This is a genomic window from Streptomyces roseicoloratus (assembly GCF_004117935.1).
GTDB classification, from domain to species: domain Bacteria; phylum Actinomycetota; class Actinomycetes; order Streptomycetales; family Streptomycetaceae; genus Streptomyces; species Streptomyces roseicoloratus.
This window is the reverse complement of sequence record NZ_SDOY01000021.1, coordinates 1-15,214: the sequence shown is the minus strand read 5'-3', so window position 1 is coordinate 15,214 and position 15,214 is coordinate 1. Positions and strand designations below refer to the sequence as shown.

17 protein-coding genes are annotated in these 15,214 nt (G+C 72.7%); 6 read left to right on the top strand and 11 right to left on the bottom strand.

Annotated elements, in window-relative coordinates; genetic code table 11:
• The 4 genes from ESG85_RS01985 to rimP all read right to left on the bottom strand — a co-directional run.
• The coding region (locus tag ESG85_RS01985; protein WP_181018935.1) for a translation initiation factor IF-2 N-terminal domain-containing protein at positions 1–304 on the bottom strand (304 nt) is incomplete at its 3' end.
• Positions 305–467: 163 nt separating this feature from the next.
• Positions 468–746 (bottom strand): YlxR family protein, encoded by a 279-nt coding sequence (locus tag ESG85_RS01980; protein WP_128976263.1) that lies wholly within the window; start codon positions 744–746, stop codon positions 468–470.
• A gap of 159 nt (positions 747–905) precedes the next feature.
• Complete coding sequence (gene nusA / locus ESG85_RS01975) at positions 906–1,907, bottom strand: transcription termination factor NusA (protein ID WP_128976262.1); 1,002 nt, start codon at positions 1,905–1,907, stop codon at positions 906–908.
• 2 nt (positions 1,908–1,909) lie between these two features.
• Positions 1,910–2,416 (bottom strand): ribosome maturation factor RimP, encoded by a 507-nt coding sequence (gene rimP, locus ESG85_RS01970; protein ID WP_128976261.1) that lies wholly within the window; start codon positions 2,414–2,416, stop codon positions 1,910–1,912.
• 171 nt (positions 2,417–2,587) lie between these two features.
• Between rimP and ESG85_RS01965 the strand changes: the two genes are divergently transcribed.
• The 6 genes from ESG85_RS01965 (at position 2,588) to ESG85_RS01940 (ending at position 6,457) form a co-directional block, all read left to right on the top strand.
• On the top strand, positions 2,588–3,154 hold the full coding sequence (locus tag ESG85_RS01965; RefSeq protein ID WP_128976264.1) for a hypothetical protein: 567 nt from the start codon (positions 2,588–2,590) through the stop codon (positions 3,152–3,154).
• Positions 3,151–3,567 carry a ferritin-like domain-containing protein gene (locus ESG85_RS01960; protein WP_128976260.1) on the top strand — a complete coding sequence of 139 codons (417 nt, stop codon included), beginning with the start codon at positions 3,151–3,153 and terminating at the stop codon, positions 3,565–3,567. Before ESG85_RS01965 ends, ESG85_RS01960 begins: the two co-directional genes overlap by 4 nt.
• 113 nt (positions 3,568–3,680) lie before the next feature.
• Positions 3,681–4,565 (top strand): aminoglycoside phosphotransferase family protein, encoded by an 885-nt coding sequence (locus ESG85_RS01955; protein ID WP_128976259.1) that lies wholly within the window; start codon positions 3,681–3,683, stop codon positions 4,563–4,565.
• Positions 4,566–4,627: 62 nt separating this feature from the next.
• On the top strand, positions 4,628–5,581 hold the full coding sequence (locus tag ESG85_RS01950) for a slipin family protein (protein ID WP_128976258.1): 954 nt from the start codon (positions 4,628–4,630) through the stop codon (positions 5,579–5,581).
• A 111-nt stretch (positions 5,582–5,692) separates the two neighbouring features.
• Complete coding sequence (locus tag ESG85_RS01945; RefSeq protein WP_128976257.1) at positions 5,693–5,902, top strand: helix-turn-helix domain-containing protein; 210 nt, start codon at positions 5,693–5,695, stop codon at positions 5,900–5,902.
• Positions 5,903–6,457 carry a Clp protease N-terminal domain-containing protein gene (locus ESG85_RS01940; RefSeq protein ID WP_128976256.1) on the top strand — a complete coding sequence of 185 codons (555 nt, stop codon included), beginning with the start codon at positions 5,903–5,905 and terminating at the stop codon, positions 6,455–6,457.
• A gap of 157 nt (positions 6,458–6,614) precedes the next feature.
• On the opposite strand, the gene ESG85_RS01935 is transcribed toward ESG85_RS01940, so the two are convergent.
• From ESG85_RS01935 to aroA, 7 genes are all read right to left on the bottom strand, one after another.
• On the bottom strand, positions 6,615–8,315 hold the full coding sequence (locus tag ESG85_RS01935) for a proline--tRNA ligase (protein ID WP_128976255.1): 1,701 nt from the start codon (positions 8,313–8,315) through the stop codon (positions 6,615–6,617).
• Positions 8,316–8,386: 71 nt separating this feature from the next.
• Positions 8,387–8,932, bottom strand: a complete 546-nt coding sequence (locus tag ESG85_RS01930; RefSeq protein WP_128976254.1) for a GNAT family N-acetyltransferase — start codon at positions 8,930–8,932, stop codon at positions 8,387–8,389.
• A 21-nt stretch (positions 8,933–8,953) separates the two neighbouring features.
• The gene (locus tag ESG85_RS01925) at positions 8,954–9,799 is read right to left on the bottom strand and encodes a GNAT family N-acetyltransferase (protein ID WP_128976253.1); all 846 of its coding nucleotides are present in this window, start codon (positions 9,797–9,799) and stop codon (positions 8,954–8,956) included.
• A gap of 155 nt (positions 9,800–9,954) precedes the next feature.
• Positions 9,955–11,112, bottom strand: a complete 1,158-nt coding sequence (gene ispG / locus ESG85_RS01920; RefSeq protein WP_128976252.1) for a flavodoxin-dependent (E)-4-hydroxy-3-methylbut-2-enyl-diphosphate synthase — start codon at positions 11,110–11,112, stop codon at positions 9,955–9,957.
• Positions 11,113–11,239: 127 nt separating this feature from the next.
• Positions 11,240–12,544 carry a M50 family metallopeptidase gene (locus ESG85_RS01915; protein WP_128976251.1) on the bottom strand — a complete coding sequence of 435 codons (1,305 nt, stop codon included), beginning with the start codon at positions 12,542–12,544 and terminating at the stop codon, positions 11,240–11,242.
• A complete protein-coding gene (dxr, locus tag ESG85_RS01910) occupies positions 12,541–13,788 on the bottom strand; it encodes a 1-deoxy-D-xylulose-5-phosphate reductoisomerase (RefSeq protein WP_128976250.1) in 1,248 nt (415 codons plus the stop codon). The genes ESG85_RS01915 and dxr overlap by 4 nt, the downstream gene beginning before the upstream one ends.
• A 48-nt stretch (positions 13,789–13,836) precedes the next feature.
• Entirely contained in the window at positions 13,837–15,084 is a 1,248-nt protein-coding gene (gene aroA, locus ESG85_RS01905) for a 3-phosphoshikimate 1-carboxyvinyltransferase (protein ID WP_128976249.1), read from the bottom strand.
• Between the last annotated feature and the right edge of the window lie 130 nt (positions 15,085–15,214).

The window sequence follows — 15,214 nt, the reverse complement described above, 5'->3', positions numbered from 1 at the left end:
CGGGGGCCGGCTTGGGGGCCGGGGCGCCGGGCTTCGGGGCAGCGGGACGTGCCGCGGCGGCCGGAGAGGGCGCCGCGGGCTTGGGGGCGGGCGCCGCCTTGCGGGGCGCGCCAGGCTTCGCAGCGGTCTTGCCGGCGCCACCGCCGGAACCCTGCAACGCATCAGTCAACTTGCGCACGACCGGCGCCTCGATCGTCGAGGACGCCGAACGGACGAATTCACCGAGTTCTTGGAGCTTGGCCATGACGACCTTGCTCTCCACACCGAACTCCTTGGCGAGTTCGTATACCCGGACCTTAGCCACTTCGCTCCTTTGAGGTCCGGTTACCGCCGGACCGTCGCTACTTCATGGGCGTACTCATCGCGTACTCATCGAGTGCTCATCGCAATCTCGACCTACTTCCAACTCGCGAGGTACCTGACCGCACGGGGTGTTCCGTGCCGTACATCTTTTGTGCCGTACATCTCTACGGTGCTGCCTGCTCGACATCCGCGCGCAGCGCCGTCGTGTCGAGCGGCCCCTGGACCCGGAAGGCCCGTGGGAACGCCCGACGGCGCACCGCCAGGTCGAGACAGACCAAGGCGGGGTGCACGTACGCACCCCGGCCGGGCAGCGTACCGCGATGATCGGGGACGCACTCGTCCTTATTCATCACGATCCGCAGCAGCTCGCTCTTGGCCGCTCGCTCCCGGCATCCCACACAGGTTCGCTCAGGGCACACGCGGGCATGCGTCCGGCCAGACACGTTAAGTCTACCTCCCCGTACCGACCTCACCCGTTCGGGGCAAAAATCGAACAGTCGTTGGCCAAAAAGGATCAGTGCCGGTACGGGACCGGCCGACCGTGCTAGGGAGTCTCCGACGATCCCCTGGCGCCCGTCCGGCCGACCCTGGCGGGACGGGCCCTACCGGGCGCCGCCCTCACCCTGCTGCTCGGTGTCCGGACGGATGTCGATCCGCCAGCCGGTGAGCCGCGCGGCGAGACGGGCGTTCTGGCCCTCCTTGCCGATGGCCAGCGACAGCTGGTAGTCGGGCACCGTCACCCGGGCGGAACGGGCCGCCAGGTCCACGATCTCGACCTTGGAGACCCGCGCGGGAGAGAGCGCGTTGGCCACCAGCTCGGCCGGGTCGTCCGACCAGTCGACGATGTCGATCTTCTCGCCGAGCAGCTCCGCCATCACGTTGCGCACCCGGCTGCCCATGGGACCGATGCAGGCGCCCTTGGCGTTCAGACCCGAACGGGTGGACCGGACGGCGATCTTGGTGCGGTGGCCGGCCTCACGGGCGATGGCGGCGATCTCGACGGAACCGTCGGCGATCTCCGGCACCTCCAGGGCGAACAGCTTCTTCACCAGATTGGGGTGGGTGCGCGAAAGGGTGACGGACGGACCGCGCACGCCCTTCGCCACCCGGACGACGTACGTGCGCAGCCGCAGACCGTGCGTGTAGTCCTCGCCCGGCACCTGCTCCTGCTTCGGGAGGATCGCCTCCAGGCGGTCGTCCAGCCGGACGAGGACGTTCTGCGGGTCCTTGCCCTGCTGCACCTGGCCGGCCACGATGTCGCCCTCGCGGCGGGCGTACTCGCCGAAGGTGACGTCGTTCTCGGCGTCGCGCAGCCGCTGCTGGATGACCTGGCGGGCGGTGCTCGCCGCGATACGCCCGAAGTCCGACGGCGTGTCGTCGAAGTCCTTGGGCTCCTGGCCCTCCTCCAGCTCGGAGGGGTCTTCCTTCGCCCACACCGTCACGTGACCGGTCTGCCGGTCCAGCTCCACGCGCGCGTGGCGGCGGGCGTCGGGGGTGCGGTGGTAGGCGATGAGGAGGGCCGACTCGATCGCCTCGACCAGCATCTCGAAGGAGATTTCCTTCTCCTGTGCCAAGCCCTTCAGGAGCTTCACGTCGATGTCCACGGCTACGCCTCCTCTTCCTTCTTGTCCTTGCGGTTGAACTCGATCTCGACACGCGCCTTGGCGATCTCGGAGAACTCGATCCGGCGGGCGGTCGCCTTGCGGCCCTTCACGCCCGGCACCTCGGTGTCCAGACCGTCCTCGTCCACCGCGAGGACGCGGGTGACGACCTCGCCGCCGCCGGCCTCGGGGGTCAGCTGGAGCTTCACCAGACGGCCGGTGGCACGCAGGTAGTGACGGTGCTGGGTGAGCGGACGGTCGGCGCCCGGGGAGCTGACTTCGAGGACGTACTCGCCCTCGCCCATCGCGTCCGTCTCGTCGAGCTTCTCGGAGATGACGCGGCTCAGCTCGGCGCAGGCGTCCAGTTCGACGCCCTCGTCCGAGTCGACGATCACCCTCAGGAGTCCACGACGGCCGGCCCGGGACACCTCGATCTCCTCGAGGTCGAGGTCCTTCGCGTGAACGAGCGGCTCCAGAAGACCGCGCAGCCGTTCGTTCAGGGTGGTGCTCATCCGGGTGACTCCTCGGCCGCGTGTGCTGTTGTGGGTTCGTCGCGTGTCAGACCAAAGGGTATCCGGTCCCGGAGGGTGTTGCCGTCCACCGGGCCGGGGGTCGCGGGTACGCTCGCCTGCGGCGATCTTCGAAGATCTTCGAACACGCGAGGGAGGCGAAGCGTGACGACCATGGGCAGACGCGCGCTCCTGACGTCGGGCGCGGCGGGAGCGGCGGCGGCGCTCGCCGGCTGCACGTCCGACGGGGACCGGGGCGGCCCCAGGAAGCCGAGCGCCGCCGAACGCGCGGCCGCCGCCGAGGCCGCGCTGCGCGCCCGCTCGGTGGCCACCAGCCGTGACCTGCTGCTGCGCTACGACGCGGTCATCGAAGGACACCCGGCGCTCGCGGCCCGGCTGGCGCCCCTGCGGGCGTCGGTGGCGGCCCATGTGAAGGCGCTGGGCGAAGGCGGCGCCGCGCCCGCCCCCGGCCCCACCGCCTCCACGCCGCCGTCCGCCGCGGCAGCCTCGTCCTCCGCGTCGCCGGCCGCCGCCTCCCCCTCCGGCTCGCCCGCCTCCGTCCGGGTGCCGTCCGATCCCGCCGCGGCGCTCCAGGACCTCGCCGCCGCCGTACGGGGGACCGCCGACACCCACACGGCCGCACTGCTGACCGCGCCGCCCGAGTACGCCCGGCTGCTCGCCTCCGTCGCCGCGTCCGGCGCCGCCCACGCCTACCTGCTGACCGAAGGGGCCCGCGGATGAGCGCGCTCGACGCGGCCCAGGCCGCCCTCGCCGCCGAGCACGCCGCCGTGTACGGCTACGGGGTCGTCGGCGCCCGGGTCGACCAGGCCCGGCGCGCCGAGGCCACCGCCGCCTACGAGGCCCACCGCGCCCGCCGGGACGCGCTGCGCCGCACCGTACGGGACCTGCGCGGCGAGCCGGTGGCCGCGGCCGCCGGCTACGAGCTGCCGTTCGCCGTCCCCGATCCGGCCGCCGCCGTACGCCTCGCGGCCGTCCTGGAGGACCGGGTGGCCGGCGTCTACTCCGACCTGGTCCGCTCCGCCGACGGCCCGCTGCGGCGCGACGCGGCGGCCGCCCTGCGCGAAGCGGCGGTGCGCGCGGTCCGCTGGCGCGGCAGCGACGTAACCTTTCCTGGGCTCGCGGAGCGGGCCTAGGCCCGGATCGGGGTGGACGGCCCGCGCGAGGCCGTTTCGGCCGGCGGTTCCGGGGCAGCAGGCCCCGGGCCGGGCCTCGGGCCGTCGAAGGACACGAAGGAATCAACGCACGCATGGGTTTCGAACCGCCGCAGCGACTGGTGCGGGCTCTCGGCGAGACGTACGGGGACGCTGTCGCGGCCGAATGGCTCCGGGAGCTCCCGGAGCTCGCCCGGGACACGCTGGAGCAGGCCGGGCTGGTCGCCGAACGGGTGATGGCACCGGGCGGGCGCAGCAGCCTCGTGGTCCTCGTCCCCGACGCGGTCGTGAAGATCGCGCCCCCGTTCGCCCGTCCGGACCTGGAGCGGGACGCCCTCGCCCACTGGAACGGCTGGGGCGCGGCGCGGCTGCTCGGCGAGGCCGGTGACGGGGGTCTCGTCCTGGAGCGGCTGCACCCCGAGGTGTCCCTGCGTTCCCTGCCGGAGGCGAAGGCCCTGCTGGAGGCCGCCGGGACGGTGCGGAAGCTGTGGGTGGAGCCGCCCGCCGGGCACGGCTTCGAGGCGGTCGACGGGCGCACGGCCCGGCAGGCCGCGGCCATGGAGGGCTACGGGGCGGATGCCGAGGCCGGCGGGCTCGTCGGCGCCGCGCTCGCCGCGCGCGAGGAGTTGGTGGCGTCGTCCCCCGAGGTCCTGCTGCTGCACGGCCAGTTCCGGCAGGGCAAGGTGCTGGCCGGTGACCGGGCGCCGTGGCTCGCGGTCGGCCCCGAGCCACTGGTCGGCGAGCGCGCCTACGACCTGGCGCGGCTCGTCCGGGACCGGGTGGAGGACCTGGTGGCCGCGTCGGCCGGGGCCTCGGCCGCCCGCCGCCGGGTGAACAAGCTGGCGGACGCCCTGGACGTCGACCGGGAGCGGCTGCGCGGCTGGACCCTGTTCCGCGCCGTCGAGTCGGCGACCCGGTCGCTGACGGCGGGCCGGCGGGCGGACGCGGAGATGCTGCTGGAGTTCGCCGGCTGGTTGTAGCCGGTCTGCGAGGGAATACCCTTTTTGTAACGTCCGGCCAGGCTCGACGGCAGGGGGCCGCGATGATGCAGGAACTCCTGGCGGCCGGGGCCGCCACGGCCGTGGCGGCGGTCGCCTACGTGGGTGCGGCGGCCAGGGTCGTCAAGCAGTACGAACGCGGGGTCGTGTTCCGCTTCGGCCGGCTGCGCGGTCAGGTGCGCGCGCCAGGGTTCACCATGATCGTTCCGGTGATGGACCGCCTGCACAAGGTGAACATGCAGATCGTCACGATGCCGGTGCCGGCCCAGGAGGGCATCACCCGGGACAACGTGACCGTACGGGTGGACGCCGTCGTCTACTTCAAGGTCGTGGACGCGGCCGAGGCACTGGTCCGGGTGGAGGACTACAAGTTCGCCGTCTCGCAGATGGCGCAGACCTCGCTGCGGTCGATCATCGGCAAGAGCGAGCTGGACGACCTGCTGTCCAACCGGGAGAAGCTCAACGAGGGCCTGGAGCTGATGCTGGACTCCCCGGCGATCGGCTGGGGCGTGCAGATCGACCGGGTCGAGATCAAGGACGTCTCGCTGCCGGAGACCATGAAGCGGTCGATGGCCCGGCAGGCGGAGGCCGACCGGGAGCGCCGGGCGCGGCTGATCAACGCGGACGCGGAGCTCCAGGCCTCGAAGAAGCTGGCGGAGGCGGCGCACCAGATGGCGGACGCGCCGTCCGCGCTGCAGCTGCGGCTGCTCCAGACGGTCATGGCCGTCGCGGCCGAGAAGAACTCCACACTGGTGCTGCCGATTCCGGTGGAGCTCCTCCGCTTCCTGGAACGCGGCGGCTCCGGCACCCCGGCCACCCCCGAACACCACCACGCTCCCCTGCCGCCCCCGGTCCCGCCCGTTCCGCCGGAGGCTCCGGCGCCCGAGCGGCCGCCGTCGGAGGCGTATCTGGCGGGCCGACAGGACGCCGTGGACGCGATCGAGGACCTGACGGGCGCGTCGGTGGACCCGGCACCGCGCCATGACGACGAGCCCTGACCCGTCACCCTGCCCCCTCTTCACCCCCTTCCCCCTCCTTCGCCCCTGCCGCCACTCCCGGGACGTCAACTTGGGTTGACATGGAGCGCATGTCAACCTACGTTGACATGCATGAGTGAGGCAACCGATCTGGCGAGCCGCGCCGGTGACCGCGATCCCCGGGTGGGGTTGCGGGCCGTGGCGGCGCTGCGCCGGCTGTTGGAGCAGTTGGAGTCCGTGCAGGTGCGCAGTGCGCGGGCGCAGGGGTGGTCATGGCAGGAGATCGCGGCCGAGCTGGGCGTCAGCAGGCAGGCCGTGCACAAGAAGCACGGGAGGTCGTGAATGTTCGAGAGGTTCACCGCGGCGGCGCGCTCGGCGGTCGTCGCGGCCCAGTCGGAGGCGGTGCGGGCCGAGTCGGGCGTCGTCGCGGAGGAGCATCTGCTCCTCGCGCTCCTGGAGCAGGGCGCGCTCGACACGCTCGGGGTGGACCGGGCCGCGCTGCGGGCCGGGCTGGCCGAGGCGCGGCGGCGGGGCGGGCTGTCGAAGGCGGACCAGGAGGCCCTGGCCGGCCTCGGCATCGACCTGACCGAGGTGGTGGCGCGGATCGAGGAGACCCACGGCGAGGGCGCCCTGAGCGCCACGACGCCCGGTGGCCGCGGTCGTACGGGCGGGCTCTTCGGCCGCCGGGAGCCGGGCCGGCGCACCCACCGTCCGTTCACGACGGAGTCCAAGCGCGTCCTGGAGAACTCCCTGCGGATCGCCCTCGGCCGCAAGGACAAGGAGATCGGCGCCCGGCACCTGGTCCTCGCGCTGCTCACCGGCGCCGGCCCGGTGTCCGAGGTCCTGGCGGACCACGGCGTCACCTACGAGCGGGCGGAACGCGACCTGACCGGCTGAACCGCGGCCGGCCGAACGGCGCGTTCCCGGCCCCGGCCGGAGGGGTCCTGCCCCACCCGAACGAACCGGGAACGCCGAAGAAGACGCCGGCCCCGCCTCCCGCGCCCGGGAACGCCGAAGGGGCGCGACCTCACCGGTCGCGCCCCTTCGTGCCGGATCAGGCCGACAGACGGGCGATCGCCTCGTCCACCGGGAGCTCCTCGCGCTCGCCCGTGCGGCGGTCCTTCAGCTCCACGACGCCCTCGGCCGCGCGGCGGCCGGCGACCAGGATCTTCGGGACGCCGATGAGCTCGGCGTCGGTGAACTTGACGCCCGGGGAGACGCCGGCGCGGTCGTCGACCAGGACCCGCAGGCCCGCGGCGGCGAGCTTGCCGGAGACCTCCAGGGCCAGCTCGGTCTGCAGGGCCTTGCCGGCGGCGACGACGTGGACGTCGGCCGGGGCGACCTCGGCGGGCCAGCACAGACCCTTGTCGTCGGCGGTCTGCTCGGCGAGCGCCGCCACCGCGCGGGAGACGCCGATGCCGTACGAGCCCATGGTCACGCGGACCGGCTTGCCGTTCTGGCCGAGGACGTCGAGCTTGAGGGCGTCGGCGTACTTGCGGCCCAGCTGGAAGATGTGGCCGATCTCGATGGCGCGGTCCAGCTTCAGGCCGGTGCCGCACGCGGGGCACGGGTCGCCGTCCTCGACGACCACGACGTCGACGTACGCGTCGACCTGGAAGTCACGGCCCGCGACGACGTTCTTCGCGTGCGTGCCCTCCTTGTTGGCGCCGGTGATCCAGGAGGTGCCGGGCGCCACCCGCGGGTCGGCGAGGTACGTGACCTTCTCCAGGCCCTGCGGGCCGACGTAACCGCGGACCAGGTCGGGACGGACGGCGAAGTCCGTCTCGGTGACCAGCTCGACGGTGGCGGGGGCGAAGTGCGCCTCGACCTTGTCCATGTCGACCTCGCGGTCGCCGGGGACGCCGACGGCGACGATCTCGCCGTCCACCTTCACCAGGAGGTTCTTGAGGGTGGCGGAGGCCGGCACGCCGAGGTGGGCGGCGAGGGTCTCGATGGTGGGCGTGTCGGGGGTGGGGATCTCCTCGGCCGCGGGGACGGCGGAGCCGTCGACCGGCTTCACCTCCTGGTACACGGCCTCGGTGTTCGCCGCGAAGTCGCAGTTCGGGCAGTCGGCGAAGGTGTCCTCGCCGGCCTCGGCCGGGGCGAGGAACTCCTCGGACTTGGAGCCGCCCATGGCGCCGGCGGTGGCCGCGCAGATGCGGTAGTCGAGGCCGAGGCGCTCGAAGACGCGCCGGTAGGCCTGGCGGTGCAGGGCGTAGGACTGCGCCAGGCCCTCGTCCTCCAGGTCGAAGGAGTACGAGTCCTTCATCAGGAACTCGCGGCCGCGCAGGATGCCGGCCCGGGGGCGGGCCTCGTCGCGGAACTTCGTCTGGATCTGGTACAGCGTGACGGGCAGGTCCTTGTAGGACGAGCACTGGTCCTTCACCAGCAGGGTGAAGATCTCCTCGTGCGTCGGCCCGAGGAGGTAGTCGCCGCCCTTGCGGTCCTGGAGGCGGAACAGCTCGGCGCCGTACTCGTCCCAGCGGCCGGTGGCCTCGTAGGGCTCGCGGGGCAGCAGCGCCGGCAGGGAGACCTCCTGGGCGCCGATGGCGTCCATCTCCTCGCGCACGACGCGCTCGACGTTGGCGAGGACCTTCTTGCCGAGGGGCAGCCAGCTCCAGATGCCGGCGGCGGTGCGGCGGACGTAGCCGGCGCGGACGAGGAGTTTGTGGCTGAGGACCTCGGCGTCCGCCGGGTCGTCGCGCAGCGTCTTCGCCATCAACTGGGACATGCGCTGGACCGGTGCGTTGGCCATGGTTCTCGTACTCCTGCCGGGACTGACGTTGATGGCCCTGAGGTTAGCCGGGCCGCACCGGGTGGGTGAAATCAGTTCCGGCGCCTGAGCGGCAGCGGGGCACCCATCACGGCGTACGGGCGGGGCGCGCTCGGGAAGTGGACCCGCCGGGCGAGGTCGGTGTAGCCGAGGGAGCGGTAGAGACCGCGGGCGGGGCTCTCGGTGTCGATGGCGGAGAGGATGGAGCGGGGCAGCTCGGATCCGTCGGTGATGGTGGTGATCAGCTCGCGGCCCACTCCCCTGCCCTGGAAGTCGGGGTGGACGTGCAGCTCGGTGATGACGAAGGAGCCGTCGAGCCACTCGGCGTTGCCCTCGGCGCGCAGGTACGGCTCCACCACCGTCGACCACCAGTGGGAGCGGTCGTTGGGCATGCCGTAGACGAAGCCGGCGAGCCGTCCGTCGGGCGTGGTGGCACCGTACGCGCGGGCGCCGGGGCTGAGGAGGTGACGCAGCACGATGTGGCGGCGCACGGCCACCTCGGCCGCGTCGAGGCCGAAGGCGACGGCCTGGACGGCGAGGGCCTCGTCGACCCGTGCGGCGAGATTGACCGGCGCGATCACGATCTCGGTGTCATCCATGCGCCGCACCCTACAAGCCGGTCAGAACAGCACGCTCATGAAGGCGCCGACCTCCTCGAAGCCGACGCGGCGGTACGCGGCGCGGGCGGGCGTGTTGTAGTCGTTGACGTAGAGGCTGGCGACGGGCGCGACGTCGGCGAGCGCGTAGCGCAGGACGGCGGCCATGCCGGTCTCGGAGAGGCCCTTGCCGCGGTGCTCGGGGGCGACCCAGACGCCCTGGATCTGGCAGGCCTGGCGGGTGGCGGCGCCGATCTCGGCCTTGAAGAGGACCTTGCCGTCCTCGATGCGGGCGAAGGCGCGGCCGGAGCCGACGAGCTCGGCGACCCGCGCCTGGTAGAGCAGTCCGCCGTCGCCGGCGAGCGGGGAGATGCCGACCTCCTCGGTGAACATGGCGACGCACGCGGGCATGATCACGTCCATCTCGTCCTTGCGGACCCGGCGGACCAGCGGGTCGGCCTCGACGGTGGCGGACGGCCGGTCGGTGACCATCAGCGGCTGGTGGGCGCGGACGTCCCGGGCGGGGCCCCAGCCGGGTTCGAGGAGCCGCCACAGGTGGGCGGTGGGTTCGGCGGGGCCGACGATGGAGGAGCAGCGGCGGCCGGTCCTGCGGGCCCGGTCGGCGAAGGCGCGGACGGCCTCGGGGGTGGCGCAGACGGGCACGAGGTTGGCGCCGGAGTAGCACAGCGAGGTGAGGTGTCCGTCGCTGTACCAGCCCCACATCTCGCCGCCGAGGCGCCAGGGGTCGAGCCCGGCGAGCTGGACGCGGGCGGTGACGAAGGCGTTCTCGACGGGGGCGCTCTCCAGGACGGCGAGCGCGGCGCCGAGGTCGGCGGGTTCGAGGACCCGCGTCGATGATTGCGTCAACACCTGGGGCCTCACCGTACGGTTCTACTGGGTTCTGGCACCTTACCGCCGTTCCCGCCGGTGAGGGGGTACGAACGTCGCGTCGTTCCGGAGGTACGGGAAGGCCCCTCCCGGAGGAGGGGCCTCGCGCGGTGCCGGAGCGGGTCGGCCGGAGCGGGTCAGCCGGCGACGGAGACGGTGGGCTCGCCGCTGGCGATGCCGTCCTTCTCCATCTGCTCGGCGATCTTCATGGCCTCGTCGATGAGGGTCTCGACGATCTTGGACTCGGGGACGGTCTTGATGACCTCGCCCTTGACGAAGATCTGGCCCTTGCCGTTGCCGGAGGCGACGCCGAGGTCGGCCTCGCGGGCCTCGCCGGGGCCGTTGACGACGCAGCCCATGACGGCGACGCGGAGCGGGACCTCCATGCCCTCCAGACCGGCCGTGACCTCCTCGGCGAGCTTGTAGACGTCGACCTGGGCGCGGCCGCAGGACGGGCAGGAGACGATCTCCAGGCGGCGCTGGCGCAGGTTCAGCGACTCCAGGATCTGGATGCCGACCTTGATCTCCTCGGCCGGCGGGGCGGACAGGGAGACGCGGATGGTGTCGCCGATGCCCTCGGAGAGCAGGGCGCCGAAGGCGACGGCGGACTTGATGGTGCCCTGGAAGGCGGGACCGGCCTCGGTGACGCCCAGGTGCAGCGGGTAGTCGCACCGGGCGGCGAGCTGGCGGTAGGCGTTGACCATGACGACCGGGTCGTTGTGCTTGACCGAGATCTTGATGTCGTGGAAGCCGTGCTCCTCGAAGAGGGAGGCCTCCCACAGGGCGGACTCGACGAGGGCCTCGGGGGTGGCCTTGCCGTACTTGGCGAGGAGGCGGGCGTCGAGCGAGCCGGCGTTGACGCCGATGCGGATCGGGGTGCCGGTGGCGGAGGCCGCCTTCGCGATCTCCTTGACCTTGTCGTCGAACTGCTTGATGTTGCCCGGGTTGACGCGGACCGCGGCGCAGCCGGCGTCGATGGCGGCGAAGACGTACTTCGGCTGGAAGTGGATGTCGGCGATGACCGGGATCTGCGACTTCTTCGCGATGGTCGCGAGCGCGTCGGCGTCGTCCTGGGTGGGGCAGGCCACGCGCACGATCTGGCAGCCGGAGGCCGTCAGCTCGGCGATCTGCTGGAGCGTGGCGCCGATGTCGGAGGTGCGGGTGGTGGTCATCGACTGCACCGACACGGGGGCGTCGCCGCCGACGGCCACCGATCCGACCTGGATCTGACGGCTCTTGCGCCGCTCAGCGAGCTTGGTCGGAACGGACGGGATACCGAGAGAGATCGCGGTCATCAGCTGTACAACCCCAAGGTGTGGTTCATCGGGCTCAGGTCTTCGAGATTACCGCCTCGGGCCTGCCCCGCCGGACAGGCCCGAGGCGGGCGGCGGGGCACCGCGGAGGGTGTCCCGCCCCGTGCGGCTAGGTCAGCTTCACCGGGTTGACGATGTCGGCGACGAGGACGAGCAGGGTGAAGCAGACGAACACTCCCGCCACCACGTACGCGGCCGGCATCAGCTTGGCCACGTCGAACGGGCCCGGGTCGGGCCGCCGGAAGATCCGCGCGGTGTGCCGGCGGATCGACTCCCACAGGGCGCCGGCGATGTGGCCGCCGTCGAGCGGGAGCAGCGGGAGCATGTTGAACAGGAACAGCGACACGTTGAACATGACCAGCAGGTTCATGAACCAGACGAGGATGGTCTGCGGCGGCGCGTCCAGGGTCATCAGCTCGCCGCTGAGGCGGGCGGCGCCGACGACGCCGACGGGCGAGTCCTTGGCGCGTTCGCCGTCGCCGAAGGCGGCGTTCCACAGGGCGGGGATCTTGCCGGGCAGGGCGATGACGGACTCGACGCCGGCCTGGAGCTGGTCGGACATCCGGTCGGCGGACTGGCCGAAGGTCAGCGGCAGGACCTCCGTCTTGGAGGCGAAGCCGAGGTAGCCGGCGGGCTCGGTCTGCAGCGGCTGCACGAGCCGGCCGTCGGCGTCCTTCTTGTAGACCTCGTTCTTGATCAGGGTCGGGCGGAGGTCGATCCGCTCACCGGCGCGCTCGACGGTGACGGTGGCGGGGCCGATGGTGGCGCGGATGCGGTCGGAGAGCGTGTTCCAGTCCGAGACGGGCGCGCCGTTGAAGGCGACGATCTTGTCGCCCTCCTTCAGGCCCGCGGCGTACGCGGGCGAGACCGGGTCGCCGTCCTGGCACTTCTCGCGCTTGGTGTCCTGGGCGATGACGCACTTCTGGACGCCGCCGACCTTGGTGGTCTGCGTCTCGAAGCCGATGGCCATGGCGCTGCCGAAGAACAGCACGACGGCCAGCACCAGGTTCATGAACGGGCCCGCGAACATGACGATGACGCGCTTCCACGGCTTGCGCGTGTAGAACAGCCGGTCCTCGTCGCCGGGCTGGAGTTCCTCGAAGGAGGCCTCGCGGGCGTCCTCGATCATGGAGCGCCACGGGGAGGTGGAGCGGGCCTCGATCCGGCCGTCCTTGCCGGGCGGGAACATGCCGATCATGCGGATGTAGCCGCCGGCCGGGATGGCCTTGATGCCGTACTCCGTCTCGCCCTTCCTCCGCGACCAGATGGTGGGGCCGAAGCCGACCATGTACTGCGGCACCCGGATGCCGAACAGCTTGGCCGTGGAGAGGTGCCCCAGCTCGTGCCAGGCGATGGAGACGAGGAGTCCCACCGCGAACAGCACGATGCCGAGAACGGTCAGGAGTGTGGTCATGCGCGCGCCTCCGCGATTGCCTTCGCCGCGAGTTCCCGGGCCCGGGCCCGGGCCCAGGTCTCCGCTTCCAGGACGTCCGACACCGTGAGCGAGGTTCCCGTGGGGGTGCCGTGCTCGGTGACGACCGCTGTGACCGTATCCATGATTCCGGTGAACGGCAGCCTTCCGGCGAGGAAGGCGTCCACGCACTCCTCGTTGGCGGCGTTGAAGACGGCGGGCGCGGTGCCGCCGAGGTCTCCGACGTGACGGGCCAGGTTCACCGACGGGAAGGCCTCGTTGTCGAGCGGGAAGAACTCCCAGGTGGAGGCCGTGGACCAGTCGAAGGCGGGGGCGGCGTCGGGGACCCGCTCGGGCCAGCCGATACCGATGGCGATCGGGCCGCGCATGTCGGGCGGGGTGGCCTGGGCGAGGGTGGAGCCGTCCGTGAACTCGACCATGGAGTGGACGTACGACTGGGGGTGGACGACGACCTCGATGCGGTCGAACGGGATGTCGTAGAGCAGGTGGGCCTCGATGACCTCCAGGCCCTTGTTGACCAGGGTGGCGCTGTTCACGGTGATGACCGGGCCCATGGCCCAGGTCGGGTGGGCGAGGGCGTCCTCGCGGGTGACGCCTTCGAGCTCCTGGCGGGTCCGGCCGCGGAAGGGGCCGCCGGAGGCGGTGACCACCAGCTTGCGGACGTCGGCGCGGGTGCCGGCGGCGAGCGCCTGGAAGAGGGCGGCGTGCTCGGAGTCGACCGGGATGATCTGGCCCGGCTTGGCCAGCGCCTTCACCAGCGGGCCGCCGACGATCAGCGACTCCTTGTTGGCGAGCGCCAGGGTCCGGCCGGCCTCCAGGGCGGCCAGGGTGGGCGCGAGGCCGATGGAGCCGGTGATGCCGTTGAGGACGGTGTGGCAGGGCGAGGCGGCGAGCTGCGTGGCGGCGTCGGGGCCGGCCAGGATCTCGGGCAGCGGCTCGGAGCCGTAGAGCGCCTTCAGGGCGGTGCGGAGCTCCTCGGCGGCCGCCTCGCGGGCGACGGCGACCGTGCCGACCCGCAGCCGGTGCGCCTGCTCCGCGAGCAGCCCGATCCGGCCGCCGGAGGCGGCGAGTGCGGTGACCCGGAACCGGTCGGGGTTGCGCAGGACCAGGTCGATGGCCTGGGTGCCGATGGACCCGGTGGAGCCGAGGACGACGATGTCCCGGCGGCCTTCGGACACGTCGAAGGCGATGTGCGGGTCGGCGAGGGGAGAGGGGCGGTCGCTCATGCCCCCCATTCTTGCCGCAAAGGCCGGGCGCCCTTCACACGGCCCGCCTCACGGCTTCCGGGCGAAGGCCGCGAAGACGGGGTGGAAGTCCGGGAAGGTCTTCCGTACGCAGCCGGGGTCGTCGAAGGTGATGCCGGGGGTCCGCAGGGCGGTGACCGCGAAGGACATCACGATGCGGTGGTCGCCGTGCGTGGCGATCTCGGCGGGTCCGGCCGGGGTGCCGGGCCGGATCTCGATCCAGTCGGGGCCGGTGGCGACGCCGACACCGAGCCGGCGCAGGTTCTCGGCGCAGGCGTCGAGCCGGTCGCACTCCTTGACCCGGGTGTTGGCGACGTCCTCGATGCGGACCGGCCCGTCGGCGAAGGGCGCGAGCGCGGCGAGGGTGGGCATGGTGTCGGAGATGTCGCGCATGTTCACGGTGAGGCCGCGCAGGGTGCCGGTGGAGCGGACGGTCGTGCCCGAGGCGCCGATCTCGACGTCGGCGCCCATCCGGCCCAGCACCTCGACGAAGCCGAGGTCGCCCTGGAGGGCGCCGGCGCCGAGACCGGGCACGGTGACGGCGGCGCCGGGGACGAGCGCGGCGGCGGCGAAGAAGTAGCTCGCGGTGGAGGCGTCGGGCTCGATCGCGTAGGTGGTGGCCCGGTAGCCGGTGGGCGCGACGGTGTACGTACGGCCTTCCGGCCCGTCCTCGCGGGCGACCCGGGCGCCGAAGGCCCGCATCATCGCGAGGGTGATCTCGACGTACGGCTCCGAGACCAGGTCGGTGACGGTGATCGCGAGGCCCTCGGCGGTGAGCGGGCCGAGCAGCAGCAGCGCGGTGAGGTACTGCGAGGACTGGCCGGCGTCGAGCCGGATCGCGCCGCCCTTGATGCCGTGGGCGCGCACGGTGAGCGGGTGGTGGCCCTCGCGCTCGCCGTGCGCGAGGTCGACGCCGAGCTCGCGCAGCGCGGTGGTGAGCGGCCCGAGCGGGCGGCGGCGCATCTGGGCGGAGGCGTCGAAGCGGAAGGTGCCGTGTCCGGCGGCGGCGAGCGCGGGCAGGAAGCGGGCGGTGGTGGCCCCGTCCCGGCAGTACACGTCGGCCTCGTCGGCGCCCGGCCCGGCGGGCCGCCCCTCGATGTGCCACGCGCCGGGCTCCTGCCGTACGGCGTAGCCGAGGGCCTTCAGCCCTTCGGCGAAGCCCTCGGTGTCGTCGGACCGCAGCGGCCGGAGCAGCGTGGTGGTGCCTTCGGCGGCGGCGGCGAGGAAGAGCGCGCGGGCGGTGACGGACTTGGAGCCGGGGATGTCGATGACGGTCACCCCGCCATCCTGCCGCGCGCGGCGCGGGGGCGGGGCGGGCGTCCGGAGGATGGACGGGGCGGCGGCCGTACGGCCGGAGGCGGGGGCGGGGGCCCTGGCGCGGGCCGGACGGGGGCCGGGCGCGGGCCGG